The sequence below is a fragment of the Enterobacter sp. CPE_E1241 genome (assembly GCF_045618265.1).
GTDB lineage: Bacteria > Pseudomonadota > Gammaproteobacteria > Enterobacterales > Enterobacteriaceae > Enterobacter > Enterobacter adelaidei.
Genome location: NZ_JBIWYV010000001.1, coordinates 2,138,296 through 2,152,834, shown reverse-complemented (window position 1 = coordinate 2,152,834; position 14,539 = coordinate 2,138,296). Strand labels below are relative to the sequence as shown.

Annotated in this window: 14 protein-coding genes; 6 read left to right on the top strand and 8 right to left on the bottom strand. The window is 53.8% G+C overall.

Going from position 1 to position 14,539, the window contains the following annotated elements:
• Positions 1-6: 6 nt before the first annotated feature.
• Positions 7-1,032, bottom strand: a complete 1,026-nt coding sequence (locus ACJ9Y9_RS10510) for an LLM class flavin-dependent oxidoreductase (RefSeq protein WP_028017351.1) — start codon at positions 1,030-1,032, stop codon at positions 7-9.
• Positions 1,033-1,210: 178 nt separating this feature from the next.
• On the opposite strand from ACJ9Y9_RS10510, the gene yajD reads away from it, so the two are divergent.
• Positions 1,211-1,558 carry an HNH nuclease YajD gene (gene yajD, locus ACJ9Y9_RS10505; protein ID WP_006808895.1) on the top strand — a complete coding sequence of 116 codons (348 nt, stop codon included), beginning with the start codon at positions 1,211-1,213 and terminating at the stop codon, positions 1,556-1,558.
• Between the two features lie 69 nt (positions 1,559-1,627).
• Here yajD and ACJ9Y9_RS10500 read toward each other — a convergent pair whose 3' ends face one another.
• Positions 1,628-2,395 (bottom strand): arylamine N-acetyltransferase, encoded by a 768-nt coding sequence (locus tag ACJ9Y9_RS10500; RefSeq protein WP_028017350.1) that lies wholly within the window; start codon positions 2,393-2,395, stop codon positions 1,628-1,630.
• A gap of 36 nt (positions 2,396-2,431) precedes the next feature.
• On the opposite strand from ACJ9Y9_RS10500, the gene ACJ9Y9_RS10495 reads away from it, so the two are divergent.
• Entirely contained in the window at positions 2,432-3,946 is a 1,515-nt protein-coding gene (locus ACJ9Y9_RS10495; RefSeq protein ID WP_028021365.1) for a PLP-dependent aminotransferase family protein, read from the top strand.
• Here the strand turns inward: ACJ9Y9_RS10495 and ACJ9Y9_RS10490 are convergent.
• Complete coding sequence (locus ACJ9Y9_RS10490; RefSeq protein ID WP_028017348.1) at positions 3,918-4,802, bottom strand: LysR family transcriptional regulator; 885 nt, start codon at positions 4,800-4,802, stop codon at positions 3,918-3,920. The genes ACJ9Y9_RS10495 and ACJ9Y9_RS10490 overlap by 29 nt on opposite strands.
• 135 nt (positions 4,803-4,937) lie before the next feature.
• Between ACJ9Y9_RS10490 and ACJ9Y9_RS10485 the strand changes: the two genes are divergently transcribed.
• Positions 4,938-5,918 (top strand): nitronate monooxygenase family protein, encoded by a 981-nt coding sequence (locus ACJ9Y9_RS10485; protein ID WP_028017347.1) that lies wholly within the window; start codon positions 4,938-4,940, stop codon positions 5,916-5,918.
• A gap of 40 nt (positions 5,919-5,958) precedes the next feature.
• Here the strand turns inward: ACJ9Y9_RS10485 and ACJ9Y9_RS10480 are convergent, their stop codons facing one another.
• A complete protein-coding gene (locus ACJ9Y9_RS10480; RefSeq protein WP_028017346.1) occupies positions 5,959-7,014 on the bottom strand; it encodes an SDR family oxidoreductase in 1,056 nt (351 codons plus the stop codon).
• 97 nt (positions 7,015-7,111) lie between these two features.
• On the opposite strand from ACJ9Y9_RS10480, the gene ACJ9Y9_RS10475 reads away from it, so the two are divergent.
• Complete coding sequence (locus ACJ9Y9_RS10475) at positions 7,112-7,999, top strand: LysR family transcriptional regulator (protein ID WP_028017345.1); 888 nt, start codon at positions 7,112-7,114, stop codon at positions 7,997-7,999.
• An 83-nt stretch (positions 8,000-8,082) separates the two neighbouring features.
• Positions 8,083-8,352, top strand: a complete 270-nt coding sequence (locus ACJ9Y9_RS10470; RefSeq protein ID WP_028017344.1) for a hypothetical protein — start codon at positions 8,083-8,085, stop codon at positions 8,350-8,352.
• A 12-nt stretch (positions 8,353-8,364) separates the two neighbouring features.
• On the opposite strand, the gene umuC is transcribed toward ACJ9Y9_RS10470, so the two are convergent.
• The 4 genes from umuC to ACJ9Y9_RS10450 form a co-directional block, all read right to left on the bottom strand.
• The gene (gene umuC / locus ACJ9Y9_RS10465) at positions 8,365-9,627 is read right to left on the bottom strand and encodes a translesion error-prone DNA polymerase V subunit UmuC (protein ID WP_028017343.1); all 1,263 of its coding nucleotides are present in this window, start codon (positions 9,625-9,627) and stop codon (positions 8,365-8,367) included.
• Positions 9,611-10,045: a translesion error-prone DNA polymerase V autoproteolytic subunit gene (gene umuD, locus ACJ9Y9_RS10460; protein WP_028017342.1), complete on the bottom strand. Its 435-nt coding sequence runs from the start codon at positions 10,043-10,045 to the stop codon at positions 9,611-9,613. The genes umuC and umuD overlap by 17 nt, the downstream gene beginning before the upstream one ends.
• A gap of 134 nt (positions 10,046-10,179) precedes the next feature.
• Positions 10,180-11,703, bottom strand: coding sequence for a cyclic diguanylate phosphodiesterase (locus tag ACJ9Y9_RS10455; protein ID WP_028017341.1), 1,524 nt, complete (start codon positions 11,701-11,703; stop codon positions 10,180-10,182).
• A 139-nt stretch (positions 11,704-11,842) separates the two neighbouring features.
• A complete protein-coding gene (locus ACJ9Y9_RS10450; RefSeq protein WP_028017340.1) occupies positions 11,843-12,709 on the bottom strand; it encodes an aldo/keto reductase family oxidoreductase in 867 nt (288 codons plus the stop codon).
• A gap of 144 nt (positions 12,710-12,853) precedes the next feature.
• Between ACJ9Y9_RS10450 and tcp the strand changes: the two genes are divergently transcribed.
• Positions 12,854-14,515, top strand: a complete 1,662-nt coding sequence (gene tcp / locus ACJ9Y9_RS10445) for a methyl-accepting chemotaxis citrate transducer (RefSeq protein ID WP_028017339.1) — start codon at positions 12,854-12,856, stop codon at positions 14,513-14,515.
• The last annotated feature ends 24 nt before the right edge of the window (positions 14,516-14,539 follow it).

Below are 14,539 nucleotides of genomic sequence, written 5' to 3'. Positions count from 1 at the left end.
GAATGGCTACTCGCGCCAGCCCATTGCCGGTGCGACATGTTTGAGAATGGACTCAATCACATGCGCATTGTAATCCACACCAAGTTGATTCGGCACGGTCAATAATAACGTATCGGCCTCGGCAATCGCGTCGTCCTTTTTCAACTGTTCAATCAGCTTATCAGGCTCTGCGGCATAGCTACGTCCGAAGATCGCACGCGTTTTCTCATCAAGATAACCGACGCTATCGCTGTCGCTCCGGCTGGAGCCGAAGTACATCCGATCGCGATCGTCCATCAGCGCAAAAATACTGCGGCTAACCGAGACTCGCGGCTGACGCGTATGCCCCGCTTCCGCCCACGCCTGACGGTAAGCGCGGATCTGTTTTGCCTGCTGAATATGGAACGGCTCACCGGTTTCATCGTCTTTTAAGGTAGAACTTTGCAGGTTCATTCCCAGTTTTGCCGCCCACACTGCCGTCGCATTCGAACCGGCTCCCCACCAGATACGCTCGCGCAAACCGGCGGAATAAGGTTCAAGGCGCAGCAACCCCGGCGGGTTCGGGAACATAGGTTGTGGATTCGGTTTTGCAAAACCTTCTCCACGTAATACCTCGAGCAGTACCTCGGTATGGCGGCGTGCCATATCAGATTCGTTTTCCCCTTCCTGCGGGACATAGCCAAAATGACGCCAGCCATCAATAACCTGCTCCGGGGAACCCCGGCTGATACCCAGCTGCAAACGCCCCCCTGAGATCAGATCTGCGGCTCCAGCATCCTCTGCCATGTACATCGGATTTTCATAGCGCATATCAATGACGCCAGTACCGATTTCAATGGTTTTCGTTTTGGCGCCTATTGCGGCCAGCAGGGGGAACGGGGAGCTCAGTTGCCGGGCAAAGTGGTGCACACGGAAATACGCGCCGTCTGCACCCAGCTCTTCGGCCGCCACGGCCAAATCAATGGACTGAAGCAATGTATCCGCTGCTGAACGCGTGCCGGACTGCGGTGAAGGTGTCCAGTGACCAAACGACAGAAACCCGATCTTTTTCATAACGATTTATCCTGATGGGACTTTGCATCTCACCTACTTTACGCATTACCCGGTGAGAATAAACGCCGTTTATTTAACGGAATGATTCAAATAAATTGACAGAATTGAGGGGTTCGTCATTACGCTCCATAATGGGATATAATATCTCCCACTCTTTTCATGGCAGGTAAAACCGGCAATGGCTTTGATCCCTAAAAACTACGCGCGGCTGGAAAGCGGCTATCGCGAAAAAGCATTAAAAATCTATCCATGGGTGTGTGGTCGCTGCTCGCGAGAGTTTGTTTATTCCAATCTGCGTGAACTCACGGTTCACCATATCGATCACGACCATACCAACAACCCGGAAGATGGCAGCAACTGGGAACTGTTGTGCCTGTTTTGCCATGACCATGAACACTCGAAATACACCGAAGCGGATCAGTACGGTACCACCGTGGTTGCAGGGGAAGACGCGCAAAAAGACGTGGGCGTCGCCACGTTTAACCCGTTTGCCGATTTAAAAGCGATGATGAATAAGAAGAAATAAACTCGCACCGCCCATACCAGCCGTATGGGCGATTCTCGGGGCAGTGTGACAGCAGGCCGCCCCTCTGTTTTACGCCGTCGTCAACGCAAAACGGTCTTTCAGCATACGGGAGATTTCTCCCTCCGCCAGTTGCTGTATTTCAACCCCATCCGCAGTGATCGTCTTCAGCACATCGCCCAATAAAATCTCACGTCCTTCCGGGCGATGCTGCACCACCACCAGCTTCTGGACAAAGATGGCATCCGGATGCGTGGAGTTAAGGTAGTTGGCCGGAACGAAATCAATCCATTCCTGAGGCGTGAGATCAAAGCCGTATTGACGGGCCCATTCCCCCTCCACTTTTGCCTGAAGCAGATATTCGCCCTCTGCGCTACGGCTAAGCCGAAACGTGTCGAAATTCTGGGTGATATCGACATCAAGCGTGTCCAGCGCCATCGGTGCACGGATGCCGTAGCTGCCGAACCCGAGATCGCAAAGCCACTGTCGACTATCTACCTCAGCGATGAGCGCCATGTGGGTTTTCGGTCGTCGCGCAGGGTAGAACATCGGGCGTGCCGCCACGAAACGGTAAGGAATACCTACCGCCTCCAGCGCCATGGCAAAAAGACCGTTCACCTCATAGCAGTAACCGCCGCGCCCCTGCGTTAACACCTTATCGGCAATATCGTCTGGTGCCAGCGAGACAATTTTGCCCGCCTGCACGTCCAGATTTTCAAAGGGAACTGAAAAGAGCTGATGACGCATAAGCGCATGTAACGTGGCCGTATCGGCAGCCACCGGTCCGGTGTAGTTTATGCGTTTGAAATAAGTAGAGATGTTGAAATTATTGCTCTGCATAATGCCTCCTTGTCCTGAACATGTCGGACACTATAGATGGCGCGCGTCATTGGCTGTATAGTCAGTTTTATCGAAAATCAGCCTGAACAGATGCCCATGTCTGCCCCATCTCCGTCGTCCCCACATTACCGCCGAATAGCTGAGATGCTCCGTCTAACACTGACTTCAGGTGCGTTGCGTGTAGGCGACCGGATGATCTCCGCGCGTAAACTGGCCGAACGCGAACACGTTAGCCTTCCGACGGCGCTGGAAGCCCTTCGTTGCCTTGAAGCAGAGGGGCTGATTATGGCGCGTCCGCGTTCGGGCTACTTCATCTGCCAGACCAGCATCACTCCGCGTGCGGAACCTTCGCACTCCGTACCTGGTCCGGTCCCTGTGACAATGTCCGCCGTGGCCCGCTCGCTGTTCAGCAGTGCAGAAGCCCGTCTGATACCGTTGGGCGCAGCCCTGCCTGACCCCGCATGGCTACCTGGCGATATGCTGCAACGGGCGTTGCACTCTGCCGTCCGCCGTCTGGACGCACACGGACAAAGCTATAGCCTGCCTCCGGGAAGGCGTGATTTACGAAGTAAGATTGCCGCGCGTTCTGCGCAATGGGGGGCTCGTTTCGGCGCGGATGATCTCATCATCACCGCGGGTGCAACGCAGGCGCTGCGCCTTGCCCTTCAGGCAGTGTGCCAGCCAGGTGATGTCGTAGCGATTGAGCAGCCTGCCTACTTTGGTACACTCCTGCTGCTGGAAGATTTAGGCCTAAGAGCCTTAGCGATCCCGACCGATCCCGTTGAAGGCCTGTTACTGGAACCGCTGGCTGACGCCATTCTCTGCCACCGCCCCGCTGCCGTTTTGGCCTCACCCACCGTGCAAAACCCTTTAGGTGCCAGTATGCCCGTTGCACGCAAGCAAGAGCTTGTTGCTCTGCTTGAGCAGGCAGAGATCCCTTTAATTGAGGACGATGTCTATGGTGACCTCGTTGGCGAAGGGCAACGCCCTCCGGCCTGCAAAGCGTTCGACCAGAGCGGAAACGTGATTTACTGCAGTTCGCTCTCTAAAACGCTTGCGCCAGGCTGGCGGATCGGCTGGATTGCCGCCGGGCGCTACCACGCGCAGGTATTGCAGACGCGTATGGCCGGAGAGTGGGCAGGTGCGCCAATGCTGGAAGCCGCAACGAGCGAGATCCTCGCAAGTGGCGACTACGATCGTCATCTGCGGCGGTTAAAGCACCGGATCGCAGAGGGAATAGACGCCGTCGTTGCGCGGGTCGAGGCGAGTTTCCCACCGGGTACACGTGTTAACGTGCCCACTGCCGGTTTCCTGTTGTGGGTAGAACTTCCTCAGCAGATCAACGCGCTGGAGGTGCATCGTCGTGCGCTGGCGTTGGGCATCGGCGTCAGCCCTGGCCCGCTGTTTTCCCCTGGCGCAGAATTAACGCACTTTCTGCGGCTAAACTGCGCAAACGAACCAACGCCCCGCCTGCTGAATGCCGTGGAACAGATTGGCGCGTTGTGTCACGAACTGGCTGTTTTCACACCAGACTCTCCAGCCACTCGGTAAATACCCGCACTTTTCGGGAGAGGTGACGGTGTGGATAGAGAAGTGACAATTTTCGGTCCGGAGATCGGTAGTCTGGCAAGACTTCAACCAGAAGACCACGGTCAATGTAAGGCTGCAGAAAGAGATTCATCCCCTGCATTAATCCCAGTCCGGCCAGACCTGCCGCAATGTAGGCTTCGGAGTTATCCACCACAAGTTTTCCGGGAAGTTTAATCTCAGCAGTCCCTTCTGGCGTTGTAAAAGTCCACGGATAAATTTGTCTGCTGTTGTTGTTAACCCAGTTGATCGCCTGATGTTCGCGTAAATCATCCAGCGTTGCAGGCGTGCCGTTTTTCGCAAGCCAGGCCGGGCTGGCACAAGTCGTAATCTTGATATTCCCGATTTTACGCGCGATATAGTCACCATCGTCGAGTTCTCCCACCCGTAGCACACAGTCCAGGCCCTCTCGTAGCATATCCCGACGACGGTCAGAACTGCTCAGGATAATATCGATTTCAGGATGCTGGCGATAAAAATCAGGCAGATTAGGTATCACCCGCAACGCCGCAAAAGAGATGGGCATATCCACACGTAACTGACCGTGTATTGCCCGGCCACTGCCAAACGACTCCAGTAATTCATCCGCCTGCACCAGCAGAGGTTTACTCTGACGGTAAAACGCTTCCCCATCAGGTGTCAGGCTGATACGACGCGTTGTTCGTTGCAGTAAACGTGTGCCGCTGTGTTGCTCCAGAAGCTGTAATGCTTTGGTGACTGCCGGACGATGGATTTGCAGATTCTCCGCCGCCTGGGTAAGACTCCCTGACTCAATAATTTCAATAAAAATCCTAATAGATTCAAAGAGGTTTATTTGCATAAAGGATGTTTTTGCCACAAGCAGGATAAAGTTATTGTTATGAATTTTATAACAGTGATGAATCTTTTTGGCTATTTTTCCTAACAATATTGAGCCCTACACTCTCCCCCATTCAAACGTGAGGGAGAGTCTGCTATGAAAAATAACCGTATCTGTCAGATCCTGGGTATCGAAAAACCTGTTATTCAGGGGCCTTTATCCTGGCTCACTGATGCACGATTAGTCGCCTCAGTCAGCAATGCCGGAGGGCTCGGTGTGCTGGGACCAAATGCAGGTTTAACCGCCGATACCGCGGTCTCTACGCCGAAAGAGACCGCTGAAAAAATGCGTGAGGAAATTCGTAAAACCAAACGGCTGACCGAAAAACCCTTTGGCGTGAACCTGATCCCCACAGCCGTTAATGACATCTGGACCGGGCCTATCCTTCAGGTGGTGAAAGAAGAAGGTATCAGGGCCGTGGTGTATACGGGTTATGGGGAAGGCAGCATTATTCCAGCGCTTTTTAACGAGTTAAAAGAGGCAGGTATCACCATTATCTACCGCGACATCAACCCAACGCCTGAAAACACTCGTCTCGCAGAAGACCTGGGAGCAGACATTATCGTCGCCACCGGTTTTGACGAAGGGGGCACATTGCCCGCAACGGTGCTTGGCACCTTTTCCATCGTGCCGCTGATTGCCGATGCCGTGAAGCACATTCCAGTGATGGCTGCGGGGGGTATTACCGATAACCGCACCGCCAGAGCGGCCCATGCATTAGGCGCTGAAGGCGTGTTTGCCGGTTCGGTCTTTATCAGCACGGAAGAAAGCCGCGTGCCGCAGGGGGTCAAAGATAAAATTATTGCCGCCAACGGTCTCGATTTGCTGCTTTTCCGCACCGTGCCCCATTACTACCGTTCTCTTCCCGGCAAGCTGGCGGAAAAACTGGCGTTGATGGATAAAACAGGTGCAAGCAACGAAGAGTTGGGCAAGGTGATGGGAGGATTACGGGGTTTACGCCTGGGTATGCTGGAAGACAACACCGATGAAGGTTATATCGCGCTTGGCACAGGCATCGGAAATATCCGTAGTGTTAAAAGCGTCGCCGACGTCGTCAATGCGTTAACAGTTGAGTAAGTGTCCCCGCGTCCTGGCTTGCACCAGGACGCCCTTACAGTCAGGGAATAATACGTGCCGCTCTCAGCTGCGCGAACAGGTTGAAAAACATCTCATCGGTTGCCTGCATTCGCGTGAAGCCAGACCGCCGGAGCTTGCTGCCATCACCGAACATGTCGTAATTCCAGCTAAAGACGAAATCGGCAAAATGTCCGTCATTCAGCTGCATAATATCCGTTTCTACCAGCCGATCTCTGGCAAGCTCGCGCCATACCTCACGATAGTCCTTAAACAGCTGATGAAATGACAACCTCACGGGCGGAGCAGATTCCAGTTCAAACCAGCGTGCGATGCGCGGCCATAGCTCACTCCAGCGCCAGATATCGCCGTTATTCACGTTGAAAGCCTGATTCTGCGCCGCAGATGTCGTGGCAGCCCACAGCGTTGCCTCGGCCAGCAACCCGGCGTCAGTATGATCAACGATACTGTGCCAGGTCTGCTCGGTACCGGGAAAGCGCAAAGGTAGCCCCTGAGCCTTACACAAAGACGCATACAGAGCGATGCTCAGCGCCAGATTCATCGTGTTGCCGGGCACGGTACTTCCCACCACGCCCGGTCTGATGGCATTCCAGTGCCAGCTTTTCCCACGCTGAAAATCGCTGAGCCACGTGAGCTGAGCGGCGTTAAATTCTGCACCCGGTACGCCAGGATCGCTTTCGCGTGCCGGGGTTTTGAACGGCCCCAGATGTGCACCATAGACTTTGTACCCCTGCATCAGGCTGACCGTCTGCAGCGGTGCTGTTTTTTCGATATGACTGACCAGATGACGCAGCATCGTAACGTTCGGCTCGACCATGTCTGTCCAGTTTGCCGCGTTCGCCCAGGCGCTGTAAAAAATATGGGTGATACCACTCAGGGGTTGCAGCACCTCTGCGCTGTTCTGCGCATCCAGTAAATCGACATTCACCATCGGAATAGCATCCGGATGGGTCACTGCATGGCGACTGAGACCGATCACCTGCCATTTATTGTGCAGGAGCGTTTTGACGAGCTGTCTGCCCACAATTCCGCTGGCACCAGCGACCAGCGCGACGTTTTGTTGCGGCATCTTATTCATGAAGTTTCTCCAGAAAGGGTGACAGGCGCAGTGTCATATATTATTTTTTTATTGGATATCCCCTTAAACCGATGGCACTTATCAGAAAAATCATTAAATGAATAATAAACTCAACGCCATTTCCACCTTTCTTTGCGTTGCAAAAGCAGGTTCCTTTTCTGCCGCCGCCCGCCAGAGCGGGATGAAGCAATCTGCGGTCAGCCAGCAGATCGCCGCCCTTGAACAAGAGCTTGGTGTCGTGTTGCTGCATCGTACAACGCGATCAATGAAGTTGACTGAACAGGGAGAGCGTTACAGCCGTGATATGCAGCTTGTGCTGGATGCCATGCGGGAAGCTGAGATGCGGCTGGATCCTGTCGATCAGCAATTTCAGGGGAGAGTGCATGTCCAGCTGCCGAGCGGGCTGGGCCAGATCTTTTTGCCACATTTGCTTTCGCTGCAACGCCTGCATCCAGAATTGCACCTGATGCTTTCCCTCGATGACCGCATTGCCGACCTGGTGACAGAAGGGGTGGATGTCGCAATACGACTAAGCAGTGAGCCTCCTCTGGCGCATGCGGCTCGCGTGCTGGCACGTGTTGAAACCGCGCTGTTTGCCGCCCCTGAATTTCAGGCGGTGCACAGCGTCAGGGAGCTGGCGACGCTGCCACATGTACGATTTAGCGGCATCCCGCTGGATGCCCCATTGCGGCTGCTTTCTCAGGAAGAGACCCTCGACGTGAAGGTGAATACCGTTTTCCGCGCCAATACCAGCGACGCGCTATTACAGGCGCTGGAGTCAGGCATCGGAATCGGAGGCATGCAGCTACCGCTTGCGGCCAGAGCATTGAAAAATGGCACACTGGTGCCGATCTTACCCGCCTGGCGGTTACCCGACCGATTCCTCTATGCCGTTTTCCCTGATGCCCGCTTTATTCCACAGCGCGTCCGACGTGTCGTCAGCGTGATTGAGCAATTACTGCCTGAGATCATGAAGAAAAACTGAACATTCCCCCCGCAAATCACGTGCACTTTTTGACCATAAGGAATAGAGTATTTTCACCGTATCCTCTTCTTTATGGAGCACATATGCCCGATTACAGTTTCTTCAGGAAAGGCCCGGATCTCGTTGCGATCGAGAGCGCAAACATCGATGCAGCTTCTCAGCTGACCGCTCAGGGGTTTGAAAAGCAGTTTGAGGAGATCAGCGCTGCGGATGAAAAAACGGCGCTTACCCGCTTTGCTGATATCCATAAAAATAATGACATCGATCGCCATAACTTCCTGGCAGGTGCGGGCCAAATGCCGTTGATCGGCGTGCTGACGGCGGCGGCAACCTGGTTGACGCAAAAGAAATAACGCAGGAGTACTCTACCTCGCCACCGGCAAATCCGCGTACCGCGTGGTATAAGCCGGAGACAGCATCTCGCGTTTCATTGCCCAGGATTTCTCAATCCCCTGCCCGGCAAACCATATCTTCCCTTTGCCGGAATGATTGACGCTATCGATCATGTCCATCAGTGCCGCACTGTTGACGCGCAGACGGTTATCGTCAAACAAATTAAGCTGGGCGACACCCGTACTGAAAAAGTCCGCCAGCATCACCCCCGCTTTCATGTAGCGATACCCGTCAAGCCATATACGCCCCAGCGCCTCCGTGGCTGCACGGATGATATCGCGTGAGTCGTTGGTCGGCGTCATCAGGATGGTTGAAGCCTGATTGCCGTAATAAATTTCGTTGTCGGCATGAGGGCTAGTGCGCAAAAACACGCTGATAAAGCGGCAGTATTGATGCTCGCCGCGTAGTTTTTCTGCTGCACGTTCCGCGTAGGCGCAAATGGCCTGATGCATCTCTTCGTATTGCGTAATCCGGTGTCCAAACGAACGGCTACAGATAATTTGCTGCTTTGTGGGAGTAAACTCTTCCAGGTCAAGGCAGGGTTCACCGCGAAGCTCTCGCACCGTGCGCTCCAGTACCACGTTAAAATGTTTACGAATGACCCAGGATGAGGCATCCGCCAGCGCCAGTGCCGTGGAGATCCCCATCGCATTGAGTTTTTTCGTGATGCGCCGTCCAACGCCCCACACCTCGTCTACCGGTACATTCGCCAGCAGTTTGCGCTGCCGCTCGCGATCCGATAAATCCACCACGCCACCGGTACTCGACCACCGCTTGGCCGCATAGTTGGCCAGCTTCGCCAGCGTTTTTGTCGGGGCAATACCGACGCCAACCGTTAAGCCCGTATTTTTAAGTATCTGCGCACGCATCTGACGACCAAACGCTTCCAGCGACATGCAGTGGCTGACACCTGACACATTCACGAACGCTTCATCAATGGAATAGATCTCTATTGCCGGGGCAAGATCGGTCAGGGTTTGCATCACCCGGCTGCTGAGGTCGGCATAGAGTGCATAATTCGAACTAAAGACGTACACCCGGGAGGGGTAGCTCTTCTCTTTGAATTTGAAATACGGCTCACCCATTTTTATACCGAGCTGCTTTGCCTCCCGCGACAGTGAAATAATGCAGCCGTCGTTATTCGAAACTACCACGATGGGCTTCCCCTCCAGATCGGGACGGAACACCTTCTCGCAGGAGGCATAGAAACTATTCACATCAACCAGCGCGAACATGTTTATGCGTTTTGAGTGTGTGGGTAACAACCCCGAAGATTTGCAGCTCCTCTTCGGACTGAAAGGTGATCGGCTGATAGCGGACATTATGTGGCAGGAGTCTCAGGACCGGACGGGTCTGCAACTCTTTCACGGTAAATTCACCGGCGACCGACGCCACCACGATATCGCCATGTTCAGCATTTAACGAGCGGTCAACCACCAGCAGATCGCCGTCGCCGATCCCGGCGCCAATCATCGAGTCTCCGCTCACCTTGACGAAATAGGTTGCACTCGGGTGTCTGACCGCCAGCCTGTTGAGATCGAGACGATCCTCCACATAATCCTGCGCAGGGCTTGGGAAACCACAGGCAACACGCTCCAAAAATAAAGGTAATTCAATGTATTGCTTTGGATGATAAGAAAAGAGAGTGTTCATAAATGCCTTTCTCGCCAAATACTGTATATAAATACAGTATTACGGATAATGCCCCAGGATCAAGGTCATTTCCGCAGACGATCCCAAACGCATTGAAGTTTGAGAGGATTTAATTCAGCAGCAGCTTCTGCAGGTTACTCCACCACCACTTTGACCTTCGGCTTCGACAACAAAATATGAATAAGCTCGGTAAAAGGAACCGGTTTAAAAAAGTAGTACCCCTGCTGAAAGACGATGTTATTGCGATTGAGGTAGTCTAGCTGCGCCTTCGTCTCTACGCCTTCCGCTACAATGCTGATGGAGAGTTTACGCGCCAGATCCAGCACACAGTCGAGGATGCGGGTAGAGTCCGCATGCTCGTTCACCCGGCTGACGAAGCTATGGTCAATTTTGATATAATCAATATGCAGATCATGCAGATAAGAGAGTCCAGAATAGCCGGTACCAAAATCATCCAGTGCAATAGCGAACCCTTTTTCATGGAGCACATTCAGGGTCTGGACAAGGTTTTCATCAATATCCAGCGGTTCCCGCTCTGTCACTTCGATCACCAGGTTCAGATCTTTTCTGACGAAACTATCCTTGTACTTCAGGCACTCATCCAGGAAGGTCGGCATCGCAATGTGGGGGGCACTGAAATTCAACCCGACGTGAAACCCTTCCGGTAATTTCGTGGAAATCGCGTTCATCTGTGTCGTCACCTGCGCCATCAGGCTTTGCGTCAGAGGAACAATCAGCCCCGATTTTTCAGCAATGGGAATGAATGTAGCCGGAGAAATATAGCCCGCCTGCGGATGCTTCCATCTTGCCAGCACCTCCACGCCCCGCAAAGTGCCTTCTCTGCCATTCACCACAGGCTGGTAAAACGGAACGATTTCCCCCCGGGCAATTGCGGTACGAAGTGACTCTTCAGGCAGGGTGTTTTTGTTCAGATACTTATGCAAAACGTAAGCGGCAGTACCGGAGATCAGCAGTAAAAACAGCATGATGCCTGCCCCGTGTTCGATCAGCCTTTGTACGCTAAACAGAGGAGGAAGATTATATCTGACGCTATAGGGGTAATTTCCCGACCGGGCCTGCCCGACCTGCGTTTCCTGGCGATGAGTGATGGTGAAATTGCCGGAAGCATCAAGAGCGTAACCGCCCACCACCAGTGCGTAATTAACATGCTCCAGGGGCGTACTCAGAGCGTCACGGATATGGCTATCGCTCACGCTGACCATAATTCGATTGGTGGCAAAGTGGGTCTGAAATAACAAAACAGGTCGTCCGTTTACCGTATCGCTCGCCGGCGTGAGCAGTAATTCTGAAAAAGGTATATCATTAATATTTAATAATAAAATACGATTCCCCGGCAGAGATGAACACCAGGGTTGCCCCTTTTTCAGAATAACGATGGTTCTGAGATGGGGTTGCAGAGCGGCCTCCGTACCAAGCTGATACTGCCCATCTGCATCACATCCCTTCGCAATAATTTCCGTCGCGGTTCTGGCTGCAACCCGTGCTTCATCAAGAATGGCATTGATATTGTTAACGGCGTATCTGGCTCCCGACGAGCTATCAACCCGAGCTGAATACCAGAGTTGTATATTGAGGATAAAAACGCCAGCAATAAAAATAGCCACTGCTGTTATGACAGGAATAAAGACATTGCGCATTGCCGTCTCAACTGTACTTAGCATTATCAGTACAAAGAGCATGGTCGACAACATTAAAAATAACCACTGAAAAAAGAGACAAATCTCAGGGTGTTGCAAACAAAACCCGGAAATTTTCCGGGCTTTGCTTATATCAGGTTTAGTCCACCAGCGAATTGAGCGTTTTCACGGCTTCAGGCGGTAGGTGTAGTGCCCCCGCCGCAAGGTTTTGCCGAAGATGCGTCACGGAAGAGGTTCCGGGGATCAGCAAGATGTTCGGGGAACGTTGCAACAGCCACGCCAGCGCCACCTGCATTGCCGTTGCGCCCAGTGAATCAGCAACGGCCTGCAGCCCGGAAGATTGCAGTGGCGTAAAACCTCCGAGCGGGAAGAACGGTACATACGCAATGCCCTGCTGTGCCAGCCCATCCACCAGCGCATCGTCCCCCCGGTTTACAATGTTGTACATGTTCTGCACGCACACCACCGGCACCATCTTCTGCGCTTCCGCAACCTGAGTGGCCGTCACATTGCTCAGACCAATATGACGCACCAGCCCTTGCTGTTGTAACTCTGCCAGGGTGGAAAGCGGTTCCGCAATCGACCCTTCCGCAGGCCCGTGTGTGCTGAACATAATTCGCAAATTCACCACGTCCAGCACGTCAAGCTGCAGATTACGCAGGTTGTCATGCACCGCCTGAGTCAGTTCCTGCGCGGAAAAGGCCGGCAGCCAGGCACCTTTACTGTCGCGACGGGCACCGATTTTGGTCACGATAGTCAGATCGTCCCGGTAAGGATGAAGTGCTTCTCGGATCAGCTGATTGGTAATATGCGGACCATAAAAATCACTGGTATCAATGTGGTTCACCCCCGCCGCGACGGCTTCACGCAGCACGTCCAGCGCGGCCAGCTTATCCTTCGGTGGACCAAAGACGCCCGGCCCGGCGAGCTGCATCGCGCCATAGCCCAGTCGTTTAACCGTCCGCGTCCCGAGCGCGTACGTCCCGCTTTTATCAATGCTGCTCATGTTAACCTGCCTCATAAAAATGATCCGGATTTACAACAGGTTCCCTGAGAGAACCCTTGGTTAAGCGCGAGTTAAATTAAAGTTTAAATTCTCTACGACGATAGTATTGGAGTACCCCTGCATTTTCTCTAACGGACGACCGCTATGCTGAAAAATCTGCACGTGATTACCGGTATTATCTTTGCCCTCACCATATTCTGTCTGTTGCAAGTTGTCACGGGAGGGTTGTTCTACTCTGCTGTCAGCAACGATCGCCATAACTTCCAGAACTCCGGGGTGCTCAATGCCCAACAGGAGAGTCTGAGCGACAGCGTGAACACGCTGGTGAAAACCCGCGTCACCGTCACCCGCGTGGCGATCCGTTACCTGAAAAACCAGCGTGACCCGGCTTCCCTTGCGGCGATAAACAAACTGCTTGGCACCGCAGGCGACTCGCTGGCAAAAGCCGAGGCCTACAACAAAGAGTGGCAGAAACTGCCGCAGGTTAAGGGTCAGGATGCGGCATTAACCGACGAAATGCAGAAGTCCTGGAACCAGATGCACGAAGTGATGCGTTTATCGATTGAGTACCTGCGTGCCGATAACTACCAGGCCTATGGCGATCTGGACGCTCAACAGGCCCAGGACGATATGGAAGCGGTCTATAACCGCTGGCGTGCCGAAAACAACACCCTGCTGAAGGCCGCAACGGAAGAGAACCAGAGCAGCTTTACCCAAATGCAATGGACGCTGGCGGCTATTTTGCTGGCCGTTATCGCGGTACTGGTAGTGATCTGGCAGGGTTTACAACATCTGCTGTTAAAACCCCTCAACACCATTATGAACCATATTCGCGCGATTGCGGGCGGCGATCTGACGCAGGATATCGTCATCACGGGTCGCAATGAGATGGGTCAACTGGCCGCAGGTCTGCAGGATATGCAGCAGTCGCTGGTGACCACCGTCAGCGCCGTACGTGGGAGCACTGACTCCATCTACACCGGCGCTGGCGAAATTGCCGCAGGCAGCAACGATCTTTCCGCCCGCACCGAGCAGCAGGCCTCCTCGCTCGAGGAGACCGCCGCCAGCATGGAAGAACTGACCGCAACGGTTAAACAGAACTCCGATAACGCCCGTCAGGCTACGCTACTGGCGAAAAACGCCTCTGAAACCGCAGCCCGTGGCGGTCACGTGGTGGATAATGTTGTTCGCACCATGACCGAAATTGCTGACAGTTCGCAGCAAATTGCGCACATTACCGGCGTGATTGACAGCATCGCTTTCCAGACTAACATTCTGGCGCTTAACGCAGCGGTGGAAGCCGCACGCGCCGGGGAGCAGGGTCGTGGTTTTGCGGTTGTGGCAGGCGAAGTCCGTACGCTGGCGAGCCGCAGTGCGCAGGCTGCGAAAGAGATCAAAGGGCTTATCGAAAACTCCGTCAGCCGGGTGAATACCGGTTCTGAGCAGGTTAGCGAAGCAGGCACCACCATGAAAGAGATTGTCGCTGCCGTTACCCGTGTGACCGATATTATGGGTGAGATTTCGTCGGCATCCGATGAACAGAGCCGTGGTATCGAACAGGTAAGCCTGGCCGTTTCACAGATGGACAGCGTGACACAGCAAAACGCCGCGCTGGTGCAGGAGTCCGCCACGGCGGCGGCGGCGCTGGAAGATCAGTCTGAACAGCTGCGCCAGGCAGTGGCGGCATTTCGTCTGAACGGCAAAGAAAAAGTCGCAGCCCCGCGCCCGGCCAATGTGAAGACACCGCAGTTGCTGCGTCCGGCAACGACAACCGCCTCTACCGACAGCAACTGGGAAACGTTCTAAGTCTATGGCGGGCGAGGCTATCGC

Bases quoted from the DNA above. Each gene is read 5' to 3' on its own strand.
- ACJ9Y9_RS10450 (WP_028017340.1), bottom strand. From the start codon at position 12,709: ATGAGCAGCATTGATAAAAGCGGGACGTACGCGCTCGGGACGCGGACG.
- yajD (WP_006808895.1), top strand. From the start codon at position 1,211: ATGGCTTTGATCCCTAAAAACTACGCGCGGCTGGAAAGCGGCTATCGC.
- ACJ9Y9_RS10475 (WP_028017345.1), top strand. From the start codon at position 7,112: ATGAATAATAAACTCAACGCCATTTCCACCTTTCTTTGCGTTGCAAAA.
- ACJ9Y9_RS10470 (WP_028017344.1), top strand. From the start codon at position 8,083: ATGCCCGATTACAGTTTCTTCAGGAAAGGCCCGGATCTCGTTGCGATC.
- tcp (WP_028017339.1), top strand. From the start codon at position 12,854: ATGCTGAAAAATCTGCACGTGATTACCGGTATTATCTTTGCCCTCACC.
- ACJ9Y9_RS10490 (WP_028017348.1), bottom strand. From the start codon at position 4,802: ATGCAAATAAACCTCTTTGAATCTATTAGGATTTTTATTGAAATTATT.
- ACJ9Y9_RS10510 (WP_028017351.1), bottom strand. From the start codon at position 1,032: ATGAAAAAGATCGGGTTTCTGTCGTTTGGTCACTGGACACCTTCACCG.
- ACJ9Y9_RS10455 (WP_028017341.1), bottom strand. From the start codon at position 11,703: ATGCGCAATGTCTTTATTCCTGTCATAACAGCAGTGGCTATTTTTATT.
- umuC (WP_028017343.1), bottom strand. From the start codon at position 9,627: ATGTTCGCGCTGGTTGATGTGAATAGTTTCTATGCCTCCTGCGAGAAG.
- ACJ9Y9_RS10485 (WP_028017347.1), top strand. From the start codon at position 4,938: ATGAAAAATAACCGTATCTGTCAGATCCTGGGTATCGAAAAACCTGTT.
- ACJ9Y9_RS10500 (WP_028017350.1), bottom strand. From the start codon at position 2,395: ATGCAGAGCAATAATTTCAACATCTCTACTTATTTCAAACGCATAAAC.
- ACJ9Y9_RS10495 (WP_028021365.1), top strand. From the start codon at position 2,432: ATGGCGCGCGTCATTGGCTGTATAGTCAGTTTTATCGAAAATCAGCCT.
- umuD (WP_028017342.1), bottom strand. From the start codon at position 10,045: ATGAACACTCTCTTTTCTTATCATCCAAAGCAATACATTGAATTACCT.
- ACJ9Y9_RS10480 (WP_028017346.1), bottom strand. From the start codon at position 7,014: ATGAATAAGATGCCGCAACAAAACGTCGCGCTGGTCGCTGGTGCCAGC.